The sequence below is a fragment of the Pseudomonas sp. MMS21 TM103 genome, assembly GCF_022132145.1.
Taxonomy (GTDB): domain Bacteria; phylum Pseudomonadota; class Gammaproteobacteria; order Pseudomonadales; family Pseudomonadaceae; genus Aquipseudomonas.
Window position 1 is genome coordinate 95,376 of sequence record NZ_JAJISP010000003.1, and the last position, 17,927, is coordinate 113,302.

20 protein-coding genes are annotated in these 17,927 nt (G+C 62.4%); 16 read left to right on the top strand and 4 right to left on the bottom strand.

Annotation, left to right across the window (positions count from 1 at the left end):
• The first annotated feature begins 14 nt into the window (after nt 1–14).
• Complete coding sequence (locus tag LJY18_RS11600) at nt 15–1,685, top strand: GGDEF domain-containing protein (protein WP_238041973.1); 1,671 nt, start codon at nt 15–17, stop codon at nt 1,683–1,685.
• 15 nt (nt 1,686–1,700) lie between these two features.
• On the opposite strand, the gene LJY18_RS11605 is transcribed toward LJY18_RS11600, so the two are convergent.
• Nucleotides 1,701–2,486: a hydroxypyruvate isomerase family protein gene (locus tag LJY18_RS11605; protein ID WP_238041974.1), complete on the bottom strand. Its 786-nt coding sequence runs from the start codon at nt 2,484–2,486 to the stop codon at nt 1,701–1,703.
• Entirely contained in the window at nt 2,483–3,373 is an 891-nt protein-coding gene (locus LJY18_RS11610; RefSeq protein WP_238041975.1) for an NAD(P)-dependent oxidoreductase, read from the bottom strand. The genes LJY18_RS11605 and LJY18_RS11610 overlap by 4 nt, the downstream gene beginning before the upstream one ends.
• A gap of 367 nt (nt 3,374–3,740) precedes the next feature.
• On the opposite strand from LJY18_RS11610, the gene LJY18_RS11615 reads away from it, so the two are divergent.
• From LJY18_RS11615 to phnE, 4 genes are read left to right on the top strand one after another with little or no spacing between them, the layout of a single operon-like run.
• Nucleotides 3,741–4,604 (top strand): putative selenate ABC transporter substrate-binding protein, encoded by an 864-nt coding sequence (locus tag LJY18_RS11615; protein WP_238041976.1) that lies wholly within the window; start codon nt 3,741–3,743, stop codon nt 4,602–4,604.
• Nucleotides 4,601–5,404, top strand: coding sequence for a phosphonate ABC transporter ATP-binding protein (locus LJY18_RS11620; RefSeq protein ID WP_238041977.1), 804 nt, complete (start codon nt 4,601–4,603; stop codon nt 5,402–5,404). Before LJY18_RS11615 ends, LJY18_RS11620 begins: the two co-directional genes overlap by 4 nt.
• A complete protein-coding gene (locus LJY18_RS11625) occupies nt 5,398–6,225 on the top strand; it encodes a PhnE/PtxC family ABC transporter permease (RefSeq protein WP_238041978.1) in 828 nt (275 codons plus the stop codon). The genes LJY18_RS11620 and LJY18_RS11625 overlap by 7 nt, the downstream gene beginning before the upstream one ends.
• Nucleotides 6,222–7,004 carry a phosphonate ABC transporter, permease protein PhnE gene (gene phnE, locus LJY18_RS11630; RefSeq protein WP_238041979.1) on the top strand — a complete coding sequence of 261 codons (783 nt, stop codon included), beginning with the start codon at nt 6,222–6,224 and terminating at the stop codon, nt 7,002–7,004. The genes LJY18_RS11625 and phnE overlap by 4 nt, the downstream gene beginning before the upstream one ends.
• A 96-nt stretch (nt 7,005–7,100) precedes the next feature.
• Here phnE and LJY18_RS11635 read toward each other — a convergent pair whose 3' ends face one another.
• Both LJY18_RS11635 and LJY18_RS11640 read right to left on the bottom strand, forming a co-directional pair.
• Nucleotides 7,101–7,469, bottom strand: coding sequence for a DUF5064 family protein (locus LJY18_RS11635; protein ID WP_238041980.1), 369 nt, complete (start codon nt 7,467–7,469; stop codon nt 7,101–7,103).
• Nucleotides 7,470–7,648: 179 nt separating this feature from the next.
• Nucleotides 7,649–7,951 carry a DUF2288 domain-containing protein gene (locus LJY18_RS11640; protein ID WP_238041981.1) on the bottom strand — a complete coding sequence of 101 codons (303 nt, stop codon included), beginning with the start codon at nt 7,949–7,951 and terminating at the stop codon, nt 7,649–7,651.
• Nucleotides 7,952–8,249: 298 nt separating this feature from the next.
• On the opposite strand from LJY18_RS11640, the gene LJY18_RS11645 reads away from it, so the two are divergent.
• From LJY18_RS11645 to tsaA, 11 genes are all read left to right on the top strand, one after another.
• Nucleotides 8,250–9,377: a branched-chain amino acid ABC transporter substrate-binding protein gene (locus tag LJY18_RS11645; protein ID WP_238041982.1), complete on the top strand. Its 1,128-nt coding sequence runs from the start codon at nt 8,250–8,252 to the stop codon at nt 9,375–9,377.
• 123 nt (nt 9,378–9,500) lie between these two features.
• A complete protein-coding gene (gene livH / locus LJY18_RS11650; RefSeq protein ID WP_238041983.1) occupies nt 9,501–10,424 on the top strand; it encodes a high-affinity branched-chain amino acid ABC transporter permease LivH in 924 nt (307 codons plus the stop codon).
• Nucleotides 10,421–11,689 (top strand): high-affinity branched-chain amino acid ABC transporter permease LivM, encoded by a 1,269-nt coding sequence (locus LJY18_RS11655; RefSeq protein WP_269137808.1) that lies wholly within the window; start codon nt 10,421–10,423, stop codon nt 11,687–11,689. The genes livH and LJY18_RS11655 overlap by 4 nt, the downstream gene beginning before the upstream one ends.
• On the top strand, nt 11,686–12,453 hold the full coding sequence (livG, locus tag LJY18_RS11660) for a high-affinity branched-chain amino acid ABC transporter ATP-binding protein LivG (RefSeq protein WP_238041984.1): 768 nt from the start codon (nt 11,686–11,688) through the stop codon (nt 12,451–12,453). Before LJY18_RS11655 ends, livG begins: the two co-directional genes overlap by 4 nt.
• Nucleotides 12,453–13,154 (top strand): ABC transporter ATP-binding protein, encoded by a 702-nt coding sequence (locus LJY18_RS11665; RefSeq protein ID WP_238041985.1) that lies wholly within the window; start codon nt 12,453–12,455, stop codon nt 13,152–13,154. Before livG ends, LJY18_RS11665 begins: the two co-directional genes overlap by 1 nt.
• A gap of 213 nt (nt 13,155–13,367) precedes the next feature.
• The gene (locus LJY18_RS11670; RefSeq protein WP_238041986.1) at nt 13,368–14,078 is read left to right on the top strand and encodes an rRNA pseudouridine synthase; all 711 of its coding nucleotides are present in this window, start codon (nt 13,368–13,370) and stop codon (nt 14,076–14,078) included.
• Nucleotides 14,079–14,135: 57 nt separating this feature from the next.
• Nucleotides 14,136–14,597, top strand: coding sequence for a DUF1456 family protein (locus LJY18_RS11675; RefSeq protein ID WP_238041987.1), 462 nt, complete (start codon nt 14,136–14,138; stop codon nt 14,595–14,597).
• A gap of 117 nt (nt 14,598–14,714) precedes the next feature.
• Complete coding sequence (locus LJY18_RS11680) at nt 14,715–15,485, top strand: SDR family oxidoreductase (protein WP_238041988.1); 771 nt, start codon at nt 14,715–14,717, stop codon at nt 15,483–15,485.
• 122 nt (nt 15,486–15,607) lie between these two features.
• Nucleotides 15,608–16,243, top strand: coding sequence for a DUF1326 domain-containing protein (locus tag LJY18_RS11685; protein WP_238041989.1), 636 nt, complete (start codon nt 15,608–15,610; stop codon nt 16,241–16,243).
• 65 nt (nt 16,244–16,308) lie between these two features.
• Nucleotides 16,309–17,040 carry a DUF2182 domain-containing protein gene (locus LJY18_RS11690; RefSeq protein ID WP_238041990.1) on the top strand — a complete coding sequence of 244 codons (732 nt, stop codon included), beginning with the start codon at nt 16,309–16,311 and terminating at the stop codon, nt 17,038–17,040.
• A gap of 66 nt (nt 17,041–17,106) precedes the next feature.
• Nucleotides 17,107–17,799 carry a tRNA (N6-threonylcarbamoyladenosine(37)-N6)-methyltransferase TrmO gene (tsaA, locus tag LJY18_RS11695; protein ID WP_238041991.1) on the top strand — a complete coding sequence of 231 codons (693 nt, stop codon included), beginning with the start codon at nt 17,107–17,109 and terminating at the stop codon, nt 17,797–17,799.
• The last annotated feature ends 128 nt before the right edge of the window (nt 17,800–17,927 follow it).

Sequence of the window (17,927 nt, forward strand, 5' to 3'; positions counted from 1 at the left end):
AGCGGCAGGACGCCATGCACTTACCCGTTCAAACACCACCCGGTAAGCGGAGCACCTCTTGGCTACGCCTAGCTCTCGCCCTGCTGCTGATGCAGTTGCTGGGCCTGAGCGAAGCCACGGCCGCGGAGAAAATGCGCCTTCAACTGCGCTGGTTGCCTCAGTTCCAGTTCGCCGGCTATTACATGGCCCTGGAAAAAGGCTTCTATGCGCAAGCCGGGCTTGAGGTGGATATCCACCCGGGCGGGCCCGGCACAGCAAATCCGATAGACCTCCTGCTCGCAGGTGGTACCGATTTTGCCATCGCCAACAGCGGCCTGGTCATCGCGCGCATGCAGGGCAAACCGCTGGTGGCGCTGGCGGCCATCATGCAGAGCTCGCCCATCGCGTGGATCGTGCGCGCCGACTCGGACATCTACACACCACAGGATCTGGCCGGCAAGCGCGTGATGCTGATGCCAGCGCCGGAAAGCGCCGAACTGCTTATAACCCTGGCCCGCGAAGGGGTCGATCGCAACCAGCTGCAGCTGCAACAGACCAGTTTCAACCCGCAAGACCTGATCGACGGCAAGACCGACGCCTACGACGGTTACATTTCCAACGAACCGTTCTGGCTGCAACAGCAGAAGGTGCCTTACCGGCTGATCAACCCGCGCGAATATGGGGTCAATTTCTACAATGACGTGCTCACCACTCGCGAAGCCCTGTTGCAGCAACGCCCGGTGCAGGTCGAGGCCTTTATCCAGGCCAGTCTGCGCGGCTGGCAATACGCCCTGGAAAACCTCGAGGAAAGCGTGCAACTGATTCATCAGCGCTATGCCCCCGACAAGAGCCTGGAACATTTGCGTTTCGAAGCCGAGCAACTGAAAAAGCTGATCATGCCCGAGCTGGTGCAACTGGGACACATGAACCCGGGACGCTGGCAAGCCATTGCACAAAGCTACCTGGATCTGGGCATGGCCGAGGGACCGATAGAACTGGACGGCTTTATCTACAAGCACAAGGTGGCAACCGACCACAGCCTGCTCTATCAGGTACTTGGCGGGGCATTGCTGGCCCTGTTGCTGGTGGGTGCCGTGGCGTTGCGCTTCGCCCGCCTGACGCAGAAGCTGCGCCTGGAGGTCAGGCGCCGGCAACAGGCCGAACAGGAATTGCGCAGCAGCAACCTGCAACTGGAACGCCTGGCCAACACCGACCGCCTGACCGGACAGTGGACCCGCCTGAAGATTGAGGAGCTGGCGCACAACGAAATCAAGCGAGCCGAGCGCTATGGTTTTCCCCTGACCTTGGTGTTTCTCGATATTGACCGCTTCAAGTCGGTCAACGACCAGTATGGCCACGACGTCGGCGACTGCGTCCTCACTGGCGTGGCGCAACGGATCAGGACCCACCTGCGCGACTCCGACAGCCTGTGCCGCTGGGGGGGTGAGGAATTCATCATCCTCATGCCGCACACCGAGCTCGATCAGGCCTGCCTGATCGCGGAAAAGCTTCGCGGCCTGCTCGCCGCCGAACCGCTGACCGGAACCATCGGCGTTACCGGCAGCTTCGGCGTGGCGCAGTGGCAGCCTGGACAAGGCCTGGGCGAGCTGGTGCACTGCGCCGACTTGATGCTCTATCGCGCCAAGAAGCTGGGGCGCAATCGGGTCGAACGCTTTTCCCCCTGCGACATCCTACCCCTGATCTAACAACCACCCGGGTCGTCAGTTGGCGGTGCGCCAGTGGCCCAGCCAAGCGAGCCCCGCCCGCGTGCCCGCTTCACCCGGCAGGTATTCGGCGCCCAGCCAGCCCCGATAGCCGGTGCGCTCGAGCGCCGCCAGCACCGGGGCGAACTCGAGCTGACCGGTTCCAGGTGCCCCGCGCCCGGGGCAATCGGCGAACTGCACATGGCCGATGCGCCCAGCCAACAATTCGATGCCTGCCAGCAGATCCACGCCTTGCCGCGCCATGTGATAGAGATCGTACTGGGCCGCCAGATTGGGATGCCCGCCCCTGCGCAACAACTCATCGAGCTGCTCGGGGGTGTTGAGCAAAAAACCCGGCATATCCAACGGATTGATTGCCTCCACCAGCACGCGAATCCCCAGCACCTGAAAGGCTTCGGCTGTTTTGCGCAGATTGGCGACCAGGGTCGCCAACGCCTGCTCTCGACTCACGCCTGCAGCCAGGCGCCCGGCCAGCACATTGACGCAGGCGGGCCGGACCATCGCCGCATAGGTCAGTGCCTCCTGCAGCGCAGCGTCGAACTCGGCCTGGCGCGCCGGCACCGCCGCCAGACCGGCACCGCCGCCGAGCAAGTCGCCAGCGGGCAGATTGATCAGTACCAGCGGCATGCCCGCTGCCTCCAGCGCCTCCTTCAGGCGAATCGCCGCCAACTCGTAGGGAAACTGGATTTCCACACCATCGAAACCCGCCGCCGCGGCAGCCACCACGCGCTCGCGCAACGGCAGTTCATTGAACAACAGGGACAGGTTGGCGGCGATTTTCATGCCTCGCCCTCCCGATACAGTTGCACCAGCGTGGCCGGATCGCGTTGCAAATTGCCCTGGCTGCCGTGCAGGCGCATCAACTGCGCCGCCAGGCCGCTGAGCGGTGTGGCCGAACCGATCTCGCGGGACAGTTTGACCGCGCTGTCCAGGTCCTTGAGCAAGGTGCGCACATGCCATTTGATCGGTTCGAACTGGCTGCTGGCCATTTGCGGAGCGAGGATCTGCAACGGTTTGGAATCGGCAAAACCACCGGCCAAGGCCGGCGCGAGGAGGCTGGCATCGACCCCGGCCTGCTCCGCCAGGGCCACCACCTCGGCAATCACCAGCGCGTTGCAGGCGACGATCATCTGGTTGCACAACTTGGTTACCTGACCGGCACCGACATCGCCCATGCGGGTCAGACGCTGCCCCAGGTGGGCAAGGACCGGTCGCGCCCGCTCGACATCCTCCTCGCGGCCACCAGCCATGATCGCCAGGCTACCGGCCTCCGCGCCGGGCGTGCCGCCAGACACCGGCGCATCAACCCAGCGCATGCCGCAACGCTGCTCCAGCTCGGCGGCCATCGCGCGGGTTGCCGCCGGCTCCAGGCTGGAGAAATCCACCAGCAGTTGCCCGGGACGGGCACCCTCGACGATACCACCGGGGCCGAACACCACCTCACGCACCACCTCGGTATTGGCCAGGCAGAGCATCACCATGCCGGCATCGGTGCACAGCTCGGCCGGGGTTTGCGCACGTTGCGCCCCCAGCTCAAGCAACGGCAAGCACTTGTCAGGCGAACGGTTCCACACGCTCAGGGGATAACCGGCGGCCAGCAGGCGCCGGGTCATGGGCAAGCCCATCAGGCCGATGCCAGCGAAAGCCAAGGCCGGAAGGGAAGTGGTCATCGATGCAGACATAGTGCGACTCCAGCTCAAAAGACATGGCTATCTTAACGTAGGGTGGCTGAACAACGCGGAACCTCTGCAGCGAAACCGCCATGGACCGGGCGCAGTGCGTAACCCACCGGAGGCTTATGCAGATGCCGCCGAGGCAATCCGGGTGCCGGGCTGAGCCTTGCTCAGCGATAGGGAAAATGTTCAGCGCCGTGGCGAGGCTGACACCAGGCGTTCGTAGCGAAATATCAGCGGCGCTCGCTCGGAGATATCCGCAGTAGGCGGGTGTTTTTTCACAGCCTCTCAGCCCAGCCACCACAGGCGCATGATTCCCTTTATACTCCGCCGGCTTTCCCCGCTATTGAACCGGAGAACCCCCATGTTGAAGCGTCCCTTTGCGCTGGCCGTCGGCCTTGCCCTGTCTTTTTCCGCCGTATTTGCCCAAGCCGCCGATGTATTGCGCGTCTCGGCCATCCCCGATGAAGCCCCCACCGAACTGTTGCGCAAATTCAAGCCGCTTGGCGCCTACCTCGAACAGCAACTGGACATGAAAGTCGAGTTCGTTCCGGTATCCGACTATGCCGCGGTGGTCGAGGCCCTCGCCGCCGATCGTATCGACCTGGCCTGGCTGGGCGGTTTCACCTTCGTCCAGGCGCGCCTGAAAACCGCCGACACTGCGCACCCCGCCATCCCGCTGGTGCAACGCGCCGAAGATGAGAAGTTCACCAGCAAGATCATCAGCGCCGACCCGGCCGTGCACTCGCTGCAGGACCTCAAAGGCAAGACCTTCGCCTTCGGTTCGGTGTCGTCCACCTCCGGCAGCCTGATGCCGCGCTACTTCATGCTAAAGGACGGGATCAAGCCGGAAGAGTTCTTCAGCCGCATTGCCTACTCCGGTGCGCATGACGCCACCGCAGCCTGGGTGCAGGCCGGCAAGGCCGACGGCGGCGTGCTCAACGCTTCGGTGTGGGACAAGCTGGTCGCCGCTGGCAAGATCGATACCGACAAGGTCAAGGTAATCGCCACCACCCCGCCCTACTTCGATTACAACTGGACAGTGCGCGGCACCCTCGACCCGGTCGCGCGCGACAAGATCCAGGCGGCGTTCCTCGCACTCGACCCGGCCAACCCGGAACACAAGGCCATCCTCGACCTGCAAGCCGCCAGCGGCTTTATCGCGACCAAGGCTGAAAATTACCAGGGTATCGAGGAAGCAGCCCAGGCGGCCGGCCTGTTGAAGTGAGTGTCAGTCTCAGCGGCGTGGGCCTGACCCACGCCAACGGTCAGGTTGCGCTCAACGAGATCGATCTACGGGTACAGATCGGCGAGCGGGTGGCCATCATCGGCCCATCGGGCGCGGGCAAAACCAGCCTGTTGCGCCTGCTCGCCAGCAACCTGCAACCCAGCAGCGGACAGATCCAGTTGCTCGGCCAGCAGCCTTGGCAGCTTTCTGCCGGTAAGCGCCAGCAGTTGCGTGCGCGCATCGGCCTGATTCATCAGGCACCGCCCCTGCCGCCACGCCAGCGGGTAATCACGGCGGTACTGGCGGGTAAGCTGGGGCAATGGTCCCTGGGCAAAAGCCTGCTCAACTTGCTGCATCCGCTGGATATGCCCGGAGCCCAGGCGGCCCTTGCGCGCCTGGACCTGGCGGACAAGCTGTTCGAACGCTGTGATCAGCTCTCCGGTGGCCAGTTGCAACGGGTCGGCATCGCCCGGGTGCTCTATCAAGCGCCGGAATTGATCCTGGCCGATGAGCCGGTGTCGGCCATGGACCCGGTGCTCGCTGGCCATACCCTGAGCGTACTCAATGAGGAAGTCAGTCGGCGCGGCATGACCCTGCTGGCCAGCCTGCATGCGGTTGAGTTGGCCCTGGCGCATTTCCCGCGAATCATCGGCGTGCGCGAGGGTCGTATTGCCTTCGACCTGCCGCCCGAAGCAATCAGCGTCAGCGCGCTGGATGCGCTATACGCCAACGAACAATTGCCAGCCGTGCCCGCTTCGGCAGCGTCGGCGCCTGTGAGTGTGCAGATCCCACGATGCTGAACCCGCCACTGCGTGACCCGGCCACCCTGCCGCGCTTGGCGCTGACCCTGCTGGCAGTACTGCTGTTGTGGCCGGGCCTGACGCTCAGCGAGCTGAACCTGGCGGTGCTGTTCGATGAACAGAACGCCGCCAATATGGGCCACTTTCTCGCCGACTTCTGGCCGCTGGCGCATGATCGCGAGTTCCTCCAGTTACTCGCTCGCGCCACCCTGGAAACCCTGGCCATCGCCACTGCCGGCATGGCCCTGGCCCTGCTGATCGCCATTCCCGGCGCACTGCTGGCCAGCCGGGCGCTGTCACTCTCCGCCGTGCACCGTGGCGGACGTCCGGCCTGGTGGGCGCAGGTGCTGCGCTGGCCGGTACGCGGTCTGTTGATCGTCCTGCGCAGCGTGCCGGAAATCGTCTGGGCGCTGCTGTTCGTGCGCGCCGTTGGCCTGGGCCCGACCGCCGGGGTGCTGGCCATCGCCATCACCTACAGCGGCATGCTCGGCAAGGTCTACGCGGAGATCTTCGAGTCGGTCGACCCGCGCCCGAGCCGTGCCCTGCTGATCGCCGGCAGCCCTCGCCTGGCCGCCTTTGCCTATGGGGTTCTCCCCAATGCCGCCGCGGAAATGCTCTCTTACACGGTGTACCGCTGGGAGTGTGCAATTCGCGCCTCGGTGGTGATGGGCTTCGTCGGTGCTGGCGGCCTGGGCCAGCAGATCGACCTGTCGCTGCGCATGTTCGCCGGCGGCGAGGTGGCCAGCATGCTGCTGACCTTCCTGCTGCTGGTCCTGCTCGCCGACCAACTCAGCCGTCTGCTACGCGCGAGGTTGCTATGAAGCCATCCGCAGGCAAGCGTCTGGGCAACTACGCACTGCTGCTGGCCTTGCTGGTGACGGTGGTCGCGTCCTTCCGCTTCCTGGGCATCGACCTTGGCGCACTGATCAGTGGCGACAGTCTGAGTCAGATGGGCCGCTATGCCAGCAATTTCTTCAGCCCCGACTTCTCGGTGCCGCACTTGCGGGCCATCGGCCACGGCGCCCTGGAGACCCTGGCCATGTCGGCCATGGGCACCCTGCTGGCGGCCCTGCTCGGCCTGCTCCTGGCCTTGCCGGCGGCCGGACGTTTCGGCTGGCTGGCGCTGAGTGGCTCGCGTTTCCTCTTGAATGCCCTGCGCGCGATACCGGAACTGGTATGGGCGGCCCTGGTGGTGCTGGCCGCCGGCCTCGGCCCGAATGCCGGCACCCTGGCCCTGGCCCTGCACACCACCGGGGTGCTCGGCCGGCTGTTCGCCGAAGCCCTGGAGAACACGTCGAATGAGCCGGCCGAAGCAATTCGCCTGAGCGGTGGCGGGCATGTGGCGGCATTCTGCTATGGCACCCTGCCGGCAATCTGGCCGCAACTGATCGCCTATTCGCTGTACCGCTGGGAAAACAATATCCGCATGGCCAGCGTGCTCGGTTTTGTCGGTGCCGGCGGGCTGGGACAGATGCTCTACGTCAGCCTCAGCTTGTTCCAGCAAGCCCAGGCGGCGACGGTGATCCTGGCGATGCTGATCCTGGTGCTGGGCGTCGATGCCTTCAGCGGCTGGGCGCGCCAACGCTGGGTCAGTGCGTAGGGCGGTCCGGGCGGCGACCCGCTCGGAGCGAGGCGACAGCCCGCCACAGGCTGCCTCGCGAATCTGCGGCGAGTAACGCCCTATTCGATAGCGCCACTACAAGCCGTCTTTCTCAAGATGGTCGAGATCGACCGGGTCGCCGGCATGGGTGCCGAGCTTGGTGCGGATATCGGCGAACATCTGGTCGTATTCCTGATGGCCACGCATGATCAGGCTGAAATTGGCCGGCATCCCATGCTTGAGTGCCAAGCGGCTGGCGACACTGGCGAAATTGAAGGCAGTATCGTGGTGCAACTCGAACTGCTCCTCGAACGCCTTGCCCGCCACGTCGCCGACCAGGCGCATGTGCAGCATCGGCCCCTCCACCGGATCCTGGCGCACCTCGTAATAGAGGTCGATGCTGAACGCCGGTTGGTCGGGGGTGGCGACCGGGTTAGCGCGATGCAGATGGCCAGGCTCGAACATGATGGCTCCGTAGCGACAAGGGGAAGACTCAAACCAGTCTAGCCCTGTTCACCGCCAGCGCCCTATCGACGCAGCGCTTGTGAACATATCGAGCGCTGTTGCGAGACCGTGTCCCGCCGTTCGCGGCAAGGCGCGCTGCGGTCATGTGGAGGCGGCCACAGTTGTTTCACAAGGTCTGATCAGCTACGCCGTTCCTGCACCAGCACCCAAGGCGCCACCACCACCGCCCATAGTGCCGGGTCGCGCGCCAGCAAATCCGCGGCATCCCCATCGTCGACTTTTTTCAATTGGTCGCTGGCCAGCCAGGCGGCCACCTCATCCTGGTCATTTTCCGCTACGGCCTGGGCCACCGCGATCAGATCTTGGGTAGCCCCGACCATCAGCAACGCACCGCGGGCGAAGAAAGGTTGCAACTCTTGCCAGCTGATTGGCGCAGTTTCTCCAAGCAACTTGGCATAGAGGGTGTTAGGTTGTTCAGTCATGGTTTGTCCGCAGAAATAGCCCGAGTTTGCTTGGGCAGCATGATAGCGCCGCACAAATCCCAGGCAAGTACGCTGGACGCTGCCGAGCGCAGGCAAGACACGCCGTTTTTCTATACGTTTCTTTCAATTAAGCGACATCCGCGTGCGTTATCCCCAACGGCTGGCTTTCCAATCCGCAAAGCGGCGCTCTACACTGCAGCAGTAAAGTTGCCAGAAGTATGACCGGGGACAACGATCCGGCTCTGCAATCTTGGCCGCCAGAACTACACAACGAAAACCAAAATAAGAGTGGAGCACTATGAACAAGGCTACTAAGCAGATCTCCAAACTGTTTGCCGCCATGGCCATGGCCGGCGTTGCCAGCTACTCGATAGCGGCTGATACGATCAAGATTGGTATGGCAGGCCCGGTAACGGGCGCAGTCGCACAATACGGCGAGATGCAATTTATCGGCGCCAAGATGGCCATCGAGCAGATCAACAAGGCTGGTGGCGTCAACGGCTCGATGCTCGAAGGCGTGGTTTATGACGATGCTTGCGATCCGAAACAAGCCGTAGCCGTAGCCAACAAGATCGTCAACGACGAAGTAAAATTCGTGGTTGGCCACCTCTGTTCCAGCTCCACTCAGCCAGCGTCCGACATCTACGAAGACGAAGGCATCCTGATGATCAGCCCGGCCTCCACCAGCCCTGACATCACCGCTCGCGGCTATGAACTAGTGTTCCGCACCATTGGCCTGGACAGCCTGCAAGGCCCGACCGCCGGCAACTTCATCGCCGACCAGATCAAGCCGAAGGCCGTGGCCGTACTTCACGACAAGCAGCAATACGGTGAAGGCATCGCCACCGCGGTCAAGCAGACGCTGGAAGCCAAGGGCACCAAGGTCGTCCTGTTCGAAGGCATCAATGCCGGCGACAAGGATTTCTCCGCGATGATCGCCAAGCTCAAGCAAGCCGATGTGGATTTCGTCTACTACGGCGGCTACCACCCGGAACTGGGCCTGCTGCTGCGTCAGTCGGCTGAAAAAGGTCTGAGCGCCAAGTTTATGGGCCCTGAAGGTGTGGGTAACAAGGAAATCTCGGCCATTGCCGGCCCGGCTTCCGAAGACCTGCTGGTGACCCTGCCGAAGTCGTTCGACCAGGATCCACGCAACCAGGCACTGGTCGAGGCGTTCAAAGCCAAGAATGAAGACTCCAGCGGCCCGTTCGTCTTCCCAGCCTATGCTGCCGTGCAAGTGATTGCCGAAGGCATCGAGAAAGCTGGCACTACCGATACCGCCGATGTGGCCGCAGCCCTGCGCGCCAACAGCTTCGACACGCCTACCGGCGTCCTCAGCTTCGACGCGAAAGGCGACCTGAAAGACTTCAGCTTCGTGGTCTACGAATGGCACCAGGACGGCACCAAGAGCGAAGCACCGCTTAACTGATAAGCGGTTTCCCGCCTGAACCCAAAGCCCACTGCAGCCGCAGTGGGTTTTGTTTATTAGAAGAATTCCGGTCTCACCCTGCGCCACAAGCGCTGACGTGCGTGACGACCCAGGAGTTAGGCAATGCCTGATCTTTATCACTACCTGCAACAGCTGGTTAACGGCCTGACCGTTGGCAGTACCTATGCCCTGATTGCCATTGGCTACACCATGGTCTACGGCATTATCGGCATGATCAACTTCGCCCACGGCGAGGTTTATATGATTGGCTCGTATGTAGTCTTCATCGTCATCGCCGGCCTGGCCATGTTCGGCCTGGACAGCTTGCCCCTGATCATGATCGCCGGCTTCGCCGCCAGCATCATCGTCTGCGCGGCCTACGGTTACAGCATCGAACGGGTCGCCTACCGCCCCCTGCGCGGCGGCAACCGCCTGATTCCGCTGATCTCGGCCATCGGCATGTCGATCTTCCTGCAGAACCTCGTGTTGTTGTCTCAGGACTCCAAGGACAAAGCCATTCCCAACCCCTTGCCGGGCAACTTCGTGTTCGGTGAAAGCGCCATGAATGGCGTGGTCATTTCTTATATGCAGGTGCTGATTTTCGTCGTCACCTTCCTGGCAATGGTCGGCCTGACGCTGTTCATTTCCCGCTCGCGACTAGGCCGGGCCTGCCGAGCCTGCGCCGAAGACCTGAAGATGGCCAACCTGCTGGGCATCAACACCCACAACATCATTTCCCTGACCTTCGTCATCGGTGCGGCCCTGGCCGCAGTTGCCGCCGTGTTGCTGGGCATGCAGTACGGTGTGATCAACCCGCACCTGGGTTTCCTCGCCGGCATCAAGGCGTTCACTGCGGCGGTACTGGGCGGCATTGGTAGCATCCCGGGCGCGGTATTGGGCGGCCTGGTGCTCGGCGTGGCCGAGGCCTTTGGCGCCGACATCTTTGGCGATCAATACAAGGACGTGGTGGCTTTCAGCCTGCTGGTGCTGGTCCTGCTGTTCCGACCGACCGGTATTCTGGGTCGCCCGGAGGTTGAGAAAGTATGAGTACCGCGATCAAGAAAAACTTCAAAACGGCCTTTTTCAGCGCCCTGCTGGTGCTGGCCGTGGCCTATCCGGTCCTCGGCCTGAAGCTGAGCACCGTGGGCATCAAACTGGAAGTGCAAGGTGCCAGTCCGGCCGTTCTCTGGACCATCCTCGGTAGCTCCATTGCCATGTTCTTCTGGCAATTGTTCCGCACCCAGCTGAGTGCCGTATGGCGCCATGCACCGGCGTTGCCAAGTATGCCGAGCCAGGCCAGCAACTTCCTCACCCTGCCCTCGACCCAGCGCTGGGTGATCATCGGGTTGATCATCACGGCCCTGGCCTGGCCGTTCTTCGGCAGCCGCGGCGCGGTGGACATCGCCACCCTGATCCTGATCTACGTGATGCTCGGCCTGGGCCTGAACATCGTGGTCGGTCTGGCCGGACTGCTCGATCTCGGCTACGTGGCGTTCTATGCCGTAGGCGCCTACAGCTACGCACTACTGTCGTTCTACTTCGGCCTGAGCTTCTGGATCTGCCTGCCGATTGCCGGCCTGATGGCGGCGTTCTTCGGCTTTATCCTCGGCTTTCCGGTATTGCGTCTGCGCGGTGACTACCTGGCCATCGTCACCCTGGGTTTCGGCGAGATCATCCGCATCCTGCTCAACAACCTGACCTGGCTGACCGGCGGCCCCAACGGTATCGGCTCGATTCCCAAACCGACGCTGTTCGGCCTGTCATTCGACCGCAAAGCCGCAGAAGGCATGCAGACGTTTCATGAATATTTCGGCATAGCCTATGCCTCGATCAACAAGGTGATTTTCCTCTACCTGATCGCCCTGGTACTGGTCCTGCTGACCCTGTTCGTGATCAACCGCCTGCTGCGCATGCCGATTGGCCGGGCCTGGGAGGCCTTGCGCGAAGACGAAATCGCCTGCCGTGCCCTGGGCATGAACCCCACCATGATCAAGCTTTCGGCCTTCACCCTGGGTGCCTGCTTCGCCGGTTTTGCCGGCAGCTTCTTTGCCGCGCGCCAAGGCCTGGTCAGTCCGCAATCCTTCACCTTCATCGAATCGGCGATCATCCTCGCCATCGTCGTGCTGGGTGGCATGGGCTCGCAGCTGGGAATCATCCTGGCGGCCATCGTAATGATCCTGTTGCCGGAACTGGCGCGTGAGTTCAACGAGTACCGCATGCTGATGTTCGGCGCCCTGATGGTGCTGATGATGATCTGGCGTCCGCAAGGCCTGCTACCCATGCAGCGCCCGCACCTGGAGTTGAAACAATGAGTCGCCCTATTCTGGAAGTAAGCGGCCTGTCCATGCGCTTCGGTGGCCTGCTGGCCGTCAACGGAGTGGGGCTGACCGTCAATGAAAAACAAGTGGTGTCGATGATCGGCCCGAACGGCGCTGGCAAGACCACGGTATTCAACTGCCTGACTGGCTTCTACCAGCCAACCAGCGGCAATATTCGCTTCAATGGCGAGCAGATCGAAGGCCTGCCAGGCCACAAGATCGCCCGCAAGGGCGTGGTGCGTACCTTCCAGAACGTGCGGTTGTTCAAGGAAATGACTGCGGTGGAAAACCTGTTGGTGGCTCAGCATCGCCACCTCAACACCAACTTCATCTCCGGGCTATTGAAGACCCCGGCGTTTCGCAAGAGCGAACGCGAAGCCATGGAATACGCCGCGCACTGGCTGGAGCAGGTCAACTTGACCGAATTCGCCAACCGCCCGGCCGGCACCCTCGCCTATGGCCAGCAACGCCGCTTGGAAATTGCCCGCTGCATGATGACCAGGCCGAGCATCCTAATGCTCGACGAGCCCGCCGCCGGCCTCAATCCGCGGGAAACTGACGATCTCAAAGCCCTGATCCGCATGCTGCGCGATGAACATGGCGTCACCGTATTGTTGATCGAGCACGACATGAAGCTGGTCATGAGCATTTCCGACCATATCTACGTGATCAACCAGGGCACGCCCCTGGCCGAAGGAACGCCGGAGCAGATCCGCGCGAATCCGGACGTGATCAAAGCCTACCTGGGGGAAGCTTGATGCTGTATTTCGACAAGGTTTCCACCTTCTACGGCAAGATCCAGGCACTCCATGACATCGACGTCGAGGTGCGCCAAGGCGAGATCGTCACCCTGATCGGTGCCAACGGCGCTGGTAAGTCGACCCTGCTGATGACCCTGTGCGGATCACCCCAGGCGAGCAGTGGCAGCATCCGCTTCGAAGGTGAAGAGTTGATCGGCCAGAATACCCCGGACATCATGCGCAAGAGCATTGCCGTGGTACCGGAAGGTCGCCGGGTATTCTCCCGCCTGACCGTGGAAGAGAACCTGGTAATGGGTGGCTTCTTCACGGCCAAAGGCGAGTTCCAGGAGCAGCTGGACAAGGTTCTGCACCTGTTCCCACGCCTGCAGGAACGCCTGTCGCAGCGCGCCGGCACCATGTCCGGCGGCGAACAGCAAATGCTCGCCATCGGCCGCGCGCTGATGAGCAAGCCCAAGCTGCTGCTGCTCGACGAACCCTCCCTTGGGCTTGCCCCGATCATCATCCAGCAGATCTTCAGCATCATCGAACAGCTGCGCGAGGATGGCGTAACCGTGTTCCTGGTCGAGCAGAACGCCAACCAGGCGCTCAAGCTGGCCGACCGTGGCTATGTACTGGAGAACGGCAGGATCGTCATGCAGGGCAGCGGGCATGAACTGCTCAATGACCCGAAGGTACGCGACGCCTACCTGGGAGGCTAAGCACCCCGCTCGCCTTCAGCAGCCGCTCTTCGGAGCGGCTTTTTATTGCGTGGCGAAGCCCCCGACAGACCGTGCAGGTGACGGCCATTTGCTGAATGATGGATTGCCAGCCATCCTGCAGCAGAGCTTTTATCTTCACCGTTCGCCCAATGACCTGCGCACGAAGCCCCTGGCCAGTTACAATGACAGCCCTTTTTTCCGACGACTCTTTCCATGACCGACCCGATACGCCTGTCCAAACGCCTGATTGAACTGGTCGGCTGCTCACGCCGCGAGGCCGAGTTGTATATCGAGGGCGGCTGGGTGCTGGTTGATGGCGTGGTGGTGCAAGAGCCGCAGTTCAAGGTCGAGGCACAGCGCGTCGAGCTGCTCCCGGACGCGGTACTGGCACCGGTCGAGCCGGTCACCCTGCTGCTGCATGTGCCCTCCGGTCACTTCCCGGATCGCGCGGTCGAGACTGTCAGCCAGGCCAGCCAGTGGCCGGAAGACAGTTCCGGCATCCGCCCGCTGAAAAGCCACTTCGCTCGACTGGTCACCTGTCTGCCCCTGCAGGCCGGCGCCGATGGCCTGCACGTACTGACTCAGGACTGGCGGATCGAGCGCAAGCTCAAGGACGATCAGGCCAAGCTGGAGCAGGAGTATGTCGTCGAAGTCATCGGCACCCTCAGTAACAGCCAACTAAAACGCCTGAACCACGGCCTGAGCTTCAACGGCACAGCACTGCCACCGTGCAAGGTCAGCTGGCAGAACGAAACCCGCCTGCGCTTCGCCTTGAAAAACCCGCAGCCCGGGCAGATCGTATTCATGTGCAACAGCGTCGACCTCAAGGTGCTGGGCATGAAGCGCATCCGCATCGGCGGCGTGCCCATGGCCAAAGTCCAGCCCGGCCAATGGCGCTACCTGGCCGCGAAAGAACGCTTCTAGGCATTTCTCCGACTGCAGCACCCGTGCTGCAGCTCCCCAACATTTCAGGACACCCTCATGCTCAATAACGATGTACTGCGCAGCGTGCGCTATATGCTCGACGTCAGTGACGCGAAAATTGTCGACATCATCCAGCTCAGCGGCAAACAGACCAGCGTCGCCGAAATAGCTCCGCTGTTGAAGAAAGAAGACGAGGAAGGCTTCGTCGCCTGTGACGACGAGCTGATGGCGCACTTCCTTGATGGCCTGGTGTACCTCAAGCGCGGCAAGGACGAAAATCGCCCGGCCCAGCCGTTCGAGCTGCCCGTGACCAACAACATGGTGCTGAAGAAACTGCGCGTGGCCTTTGAACTGAAAGAAGACGACATGCACGAGATCATGCAGAGCGTCGACTGCCCGGTATCAAAACCGGAAATGAGTGCACTGTTTCGCAAGTTCGGCCACAGCAACTATCGCACCTGCGGCGATCAGTTCCTGCGTAACTTCCTCAAGGGTCTGACCCTGCGCGTACGCGGCTGAATCAGGCCTGGGCAGCGCGGCAATGCTCATGGCGCTGCATTCCCAGGTGCAATAATGCCTGCTCTGTGCAGGCCTGGCGTTTAGGGTAGTGGCATTCATCCCCCAAGAGGATTCGCCATGCACCCCTACTTCTCCCTGCAAGGCCGCACCGCTCTGGTAACCGGTGGCACCCGCGGTATCGGCAAGATGATCGCCAAAGCCTTCCTCGAAGCGGGCGCGACTGTCTATGTATGCGCCCGTGACGGCGAGGCCTGCGCGCAAACCGCCGCCGAACTCTCAGCCTTTGGCACTTGCCATGGCCTCGCCGCCAACCTGGCCAGCGAGGAAGGCGTGCAGGCGCTGGCCGCACAGTTGGCAGGCGAAATCGACCAACTGGACATCCTGGTCAACAATGCCGGCACCACCTGGGGCGCGCCGCTCGAATCCTACCCGGCCAAGGGCTGGGAAAAGGTCATGCAACTCAACGTAACCTCGGTGTTCAGCTGCATCCAGCAGTTGCTGCCCCTGCTGCGCAAGGCAGGCTCGGCGGCCAATCCGGCGCGGGTAATCAATATAGGTTCGGTAGCCGGCATCACCTCCCATGGCGAAGACGCCTATGCCTATGGCCCGAGCAAGGCCGCACTGCATCAGTTGTCGCGCATGCTTGCCCGCGAACTGGTCAGCCAGCACATCAACGTCAACGTGATTGCGCCGGGGCGCTTTCCGAGCAAGATGACCCAATTCATCGCCCAGGATGAAGCGGCCTTGGCCGAGGATACTGCGCTGATCCCGATGAAGCGCTGGGGCCGCGAGGAAGAAATGGCCGCCCTGGCAATCAGCCTGGCCAGCACCGCCGGCGCCTATATGACCGGTACCGTTATCCCCATCGATGGCGGTTTCAGCCTCTGAGTCAACTGCCCCAAGCGGGCGGCCGCTAGTCTGGCGCGCCGCTCGACGAGCGGCGGCTCTGCTAAATTTAACAGTTGGGGGGACCCTACTTCGAAGCCGTAATTACGGTCAGGAGGACAGTCATGAGCATGGCTGAATGGCGCATGCAGGGCGCCGAATTCGTCACCTGCAACTGCAACTGGGGCTGCCCCTGTCAATTCAGTTCGCGACCGACTCAAGGCCATTGCGAGGCCGTGGTGTCGATGCGCATCGACCAGGGCCACTACAACCAGGTCAAGCTGGACGACCTGTGCTGGGTTGCCACTTTCGCCTGGCCCGGCGCAATCCACGAAGGCAGTGGCCGCTGCCAAGTATTCATCGAGGACCGGGCCAGCCCGGAGCAGCGCGAGGCGTTGCTGCGCATTCTCTCCGGTGAGGACACCGAACCCGGCACGACGGTGTTTTCGGTATTTGCCAGCACCATCAGCGAGATGTTCGAACCGCAGTTCGTGCCCATCGAACTCAGTGTCGACGTGGATAAGCGCGAAGCACACACCCGCATCGCCGGCGTGCTCGAAGCCAGCGGCGAACCGCTTCGCAACCCGGTGACCGGTGAACCCCAAGAGGCGCGAATAGTACTGCCCAAAGGCTTCGAGTTCACCGAAGCGCAGGTAGCCAACGGTCGGTACCAGACCCAGGGCGCGATCAAGATCGCCGCGCAGAACAGTCACGGCCACCTCGCCCGGGTGCATTTCACCGGACAAGGAGTGGTGCGCTGAAGGGGCCGCTCGCCGACCAGCCACGCCGCCTGCCCTACTGGCCACTGGGCAAGGAACAATGGCTGGTGCTACTGAGCCTGCTGACCTTGATCGGTGTGGCGTGGATGCTCTTGTTCCGCATGGCCGCGAGCATGGCCGCGCCGGGGGGGATGGTCGGCATGGCCGTAGCAGGCATGCCAATGCCCTGGAGCCTGACCGATGCGCTGCTGATGCTGGCCATGTGGGCCGTGATGATGGTCGGCATGATGCTGCCCAGCGCCCTGCCGATGATCCTGCTCTACCAGCAGATGTTGCGCCGCTATATGACAGCGCCCCGGCAGCATCTCGCGCTGTTGTTGTTCTGCCTGGCCTACCTGGTGGTATGGAGCGGCTTCAGCCTGGTCGCCACCGCCCTGCAATGGGGCCTGGATCGCCTCGCCTTGCTCAGCCCGCAGATGCGCAGCCAGAGTCATTGGCTTGGCGCAACCCTGCTGATGGGCGCCGGGGTCTACCAGTGGCTACCAGGCAAGTCTGCCTGCCTCGCCCATTGCCGCGGACCGGTGCAGTTCCTCCTCGGCCACTGGCGCCCCGGCGTTGTCGGCGGCTGGTTCATGGGGCTGAAGCATGGCCTCTACTGCCTGGGTTGCTGCTGGATGCTGATGGGCCTGCTGTTCATCGGCGGCGTGATGAACCTGCTGTGGGCAGCCTTGATCGGCGCCTATGTACTGCTGGAAAAACTGCTCCCCGGAGGTATCTGGCTCGGTCGCATCGCCGGGTTACTGTTATTTGTCTGGGGTCTGGTGCTTGTGCTTGGCTAGCGCGACTTAAGGCCGCCACGTATTGCGGGTAAGATGGCCCTCCTCGCCACTACCAGTCGCTTGCCCATGTCTTACTCCGTCTCGCCTATCGGTTTTCTCCGCTCTTGTTTCAAGGAGAAATTCGCCATTCCCCGTCAGCCACAGTTGGCACCGGCTGCCCGTGGCGTGCTGGAACTGGTCGCCCCCTTCGATACGGGCGACGCGGTGCAGGGCCTGGAGCAGGTCAGCCATGTCTGGCTGCTGTTTCTGTTTCACCAGGCACTGGAAGACCAACCACGTCTGAAAGTGCGCCCACCGCGCCTGGGCGGGAATAAATCGGTGGGGGTGTTCGCCACCCGCGCCACCCACCGCCCCAACGGCATCGGTCAATCGGTGGTCAAACTGGACAAGGTCGAACCGGGCAGACTCTGGCTGTCGGGGATCGATTTGCTCGACGGCACACCAGTGCTGGATATCAAACCCTATGTGCCCTATGCCGACAGTGTGGCGAGCGCCTATAACCGCATTGCCGACGGTGCTCCGCTGCTGATCGAGGTGCAATGGCGAGACGCTGCCCTCAGTCAGGCACGCAGCCATGGCCTGCGCCTCGACCAGCCTCTGGTCGACCTGATCGAGCAATGCCTGACCCAGGACCCACGTCCGGCCTATCAGGTACCGCCGCCCGAACGGCGCTACGGCACGCGCTTGTGGGATGTCGATGTGCGCTGGCACTACCCGGAACCGGGAAAGATCTGCGTGCTGGAAGTGGTTGAGACCTGAGAGGTGGTGAAAAACTCTCGCCTACGCGACGGCGCTCGATATTTTCATACCCTCCGGGGTGCGTCAGTTAAGGCAAGGCAGGCGATTGCAGCCATTGCACCGAGTGCTATTGACCTGCGGGCCCCGTC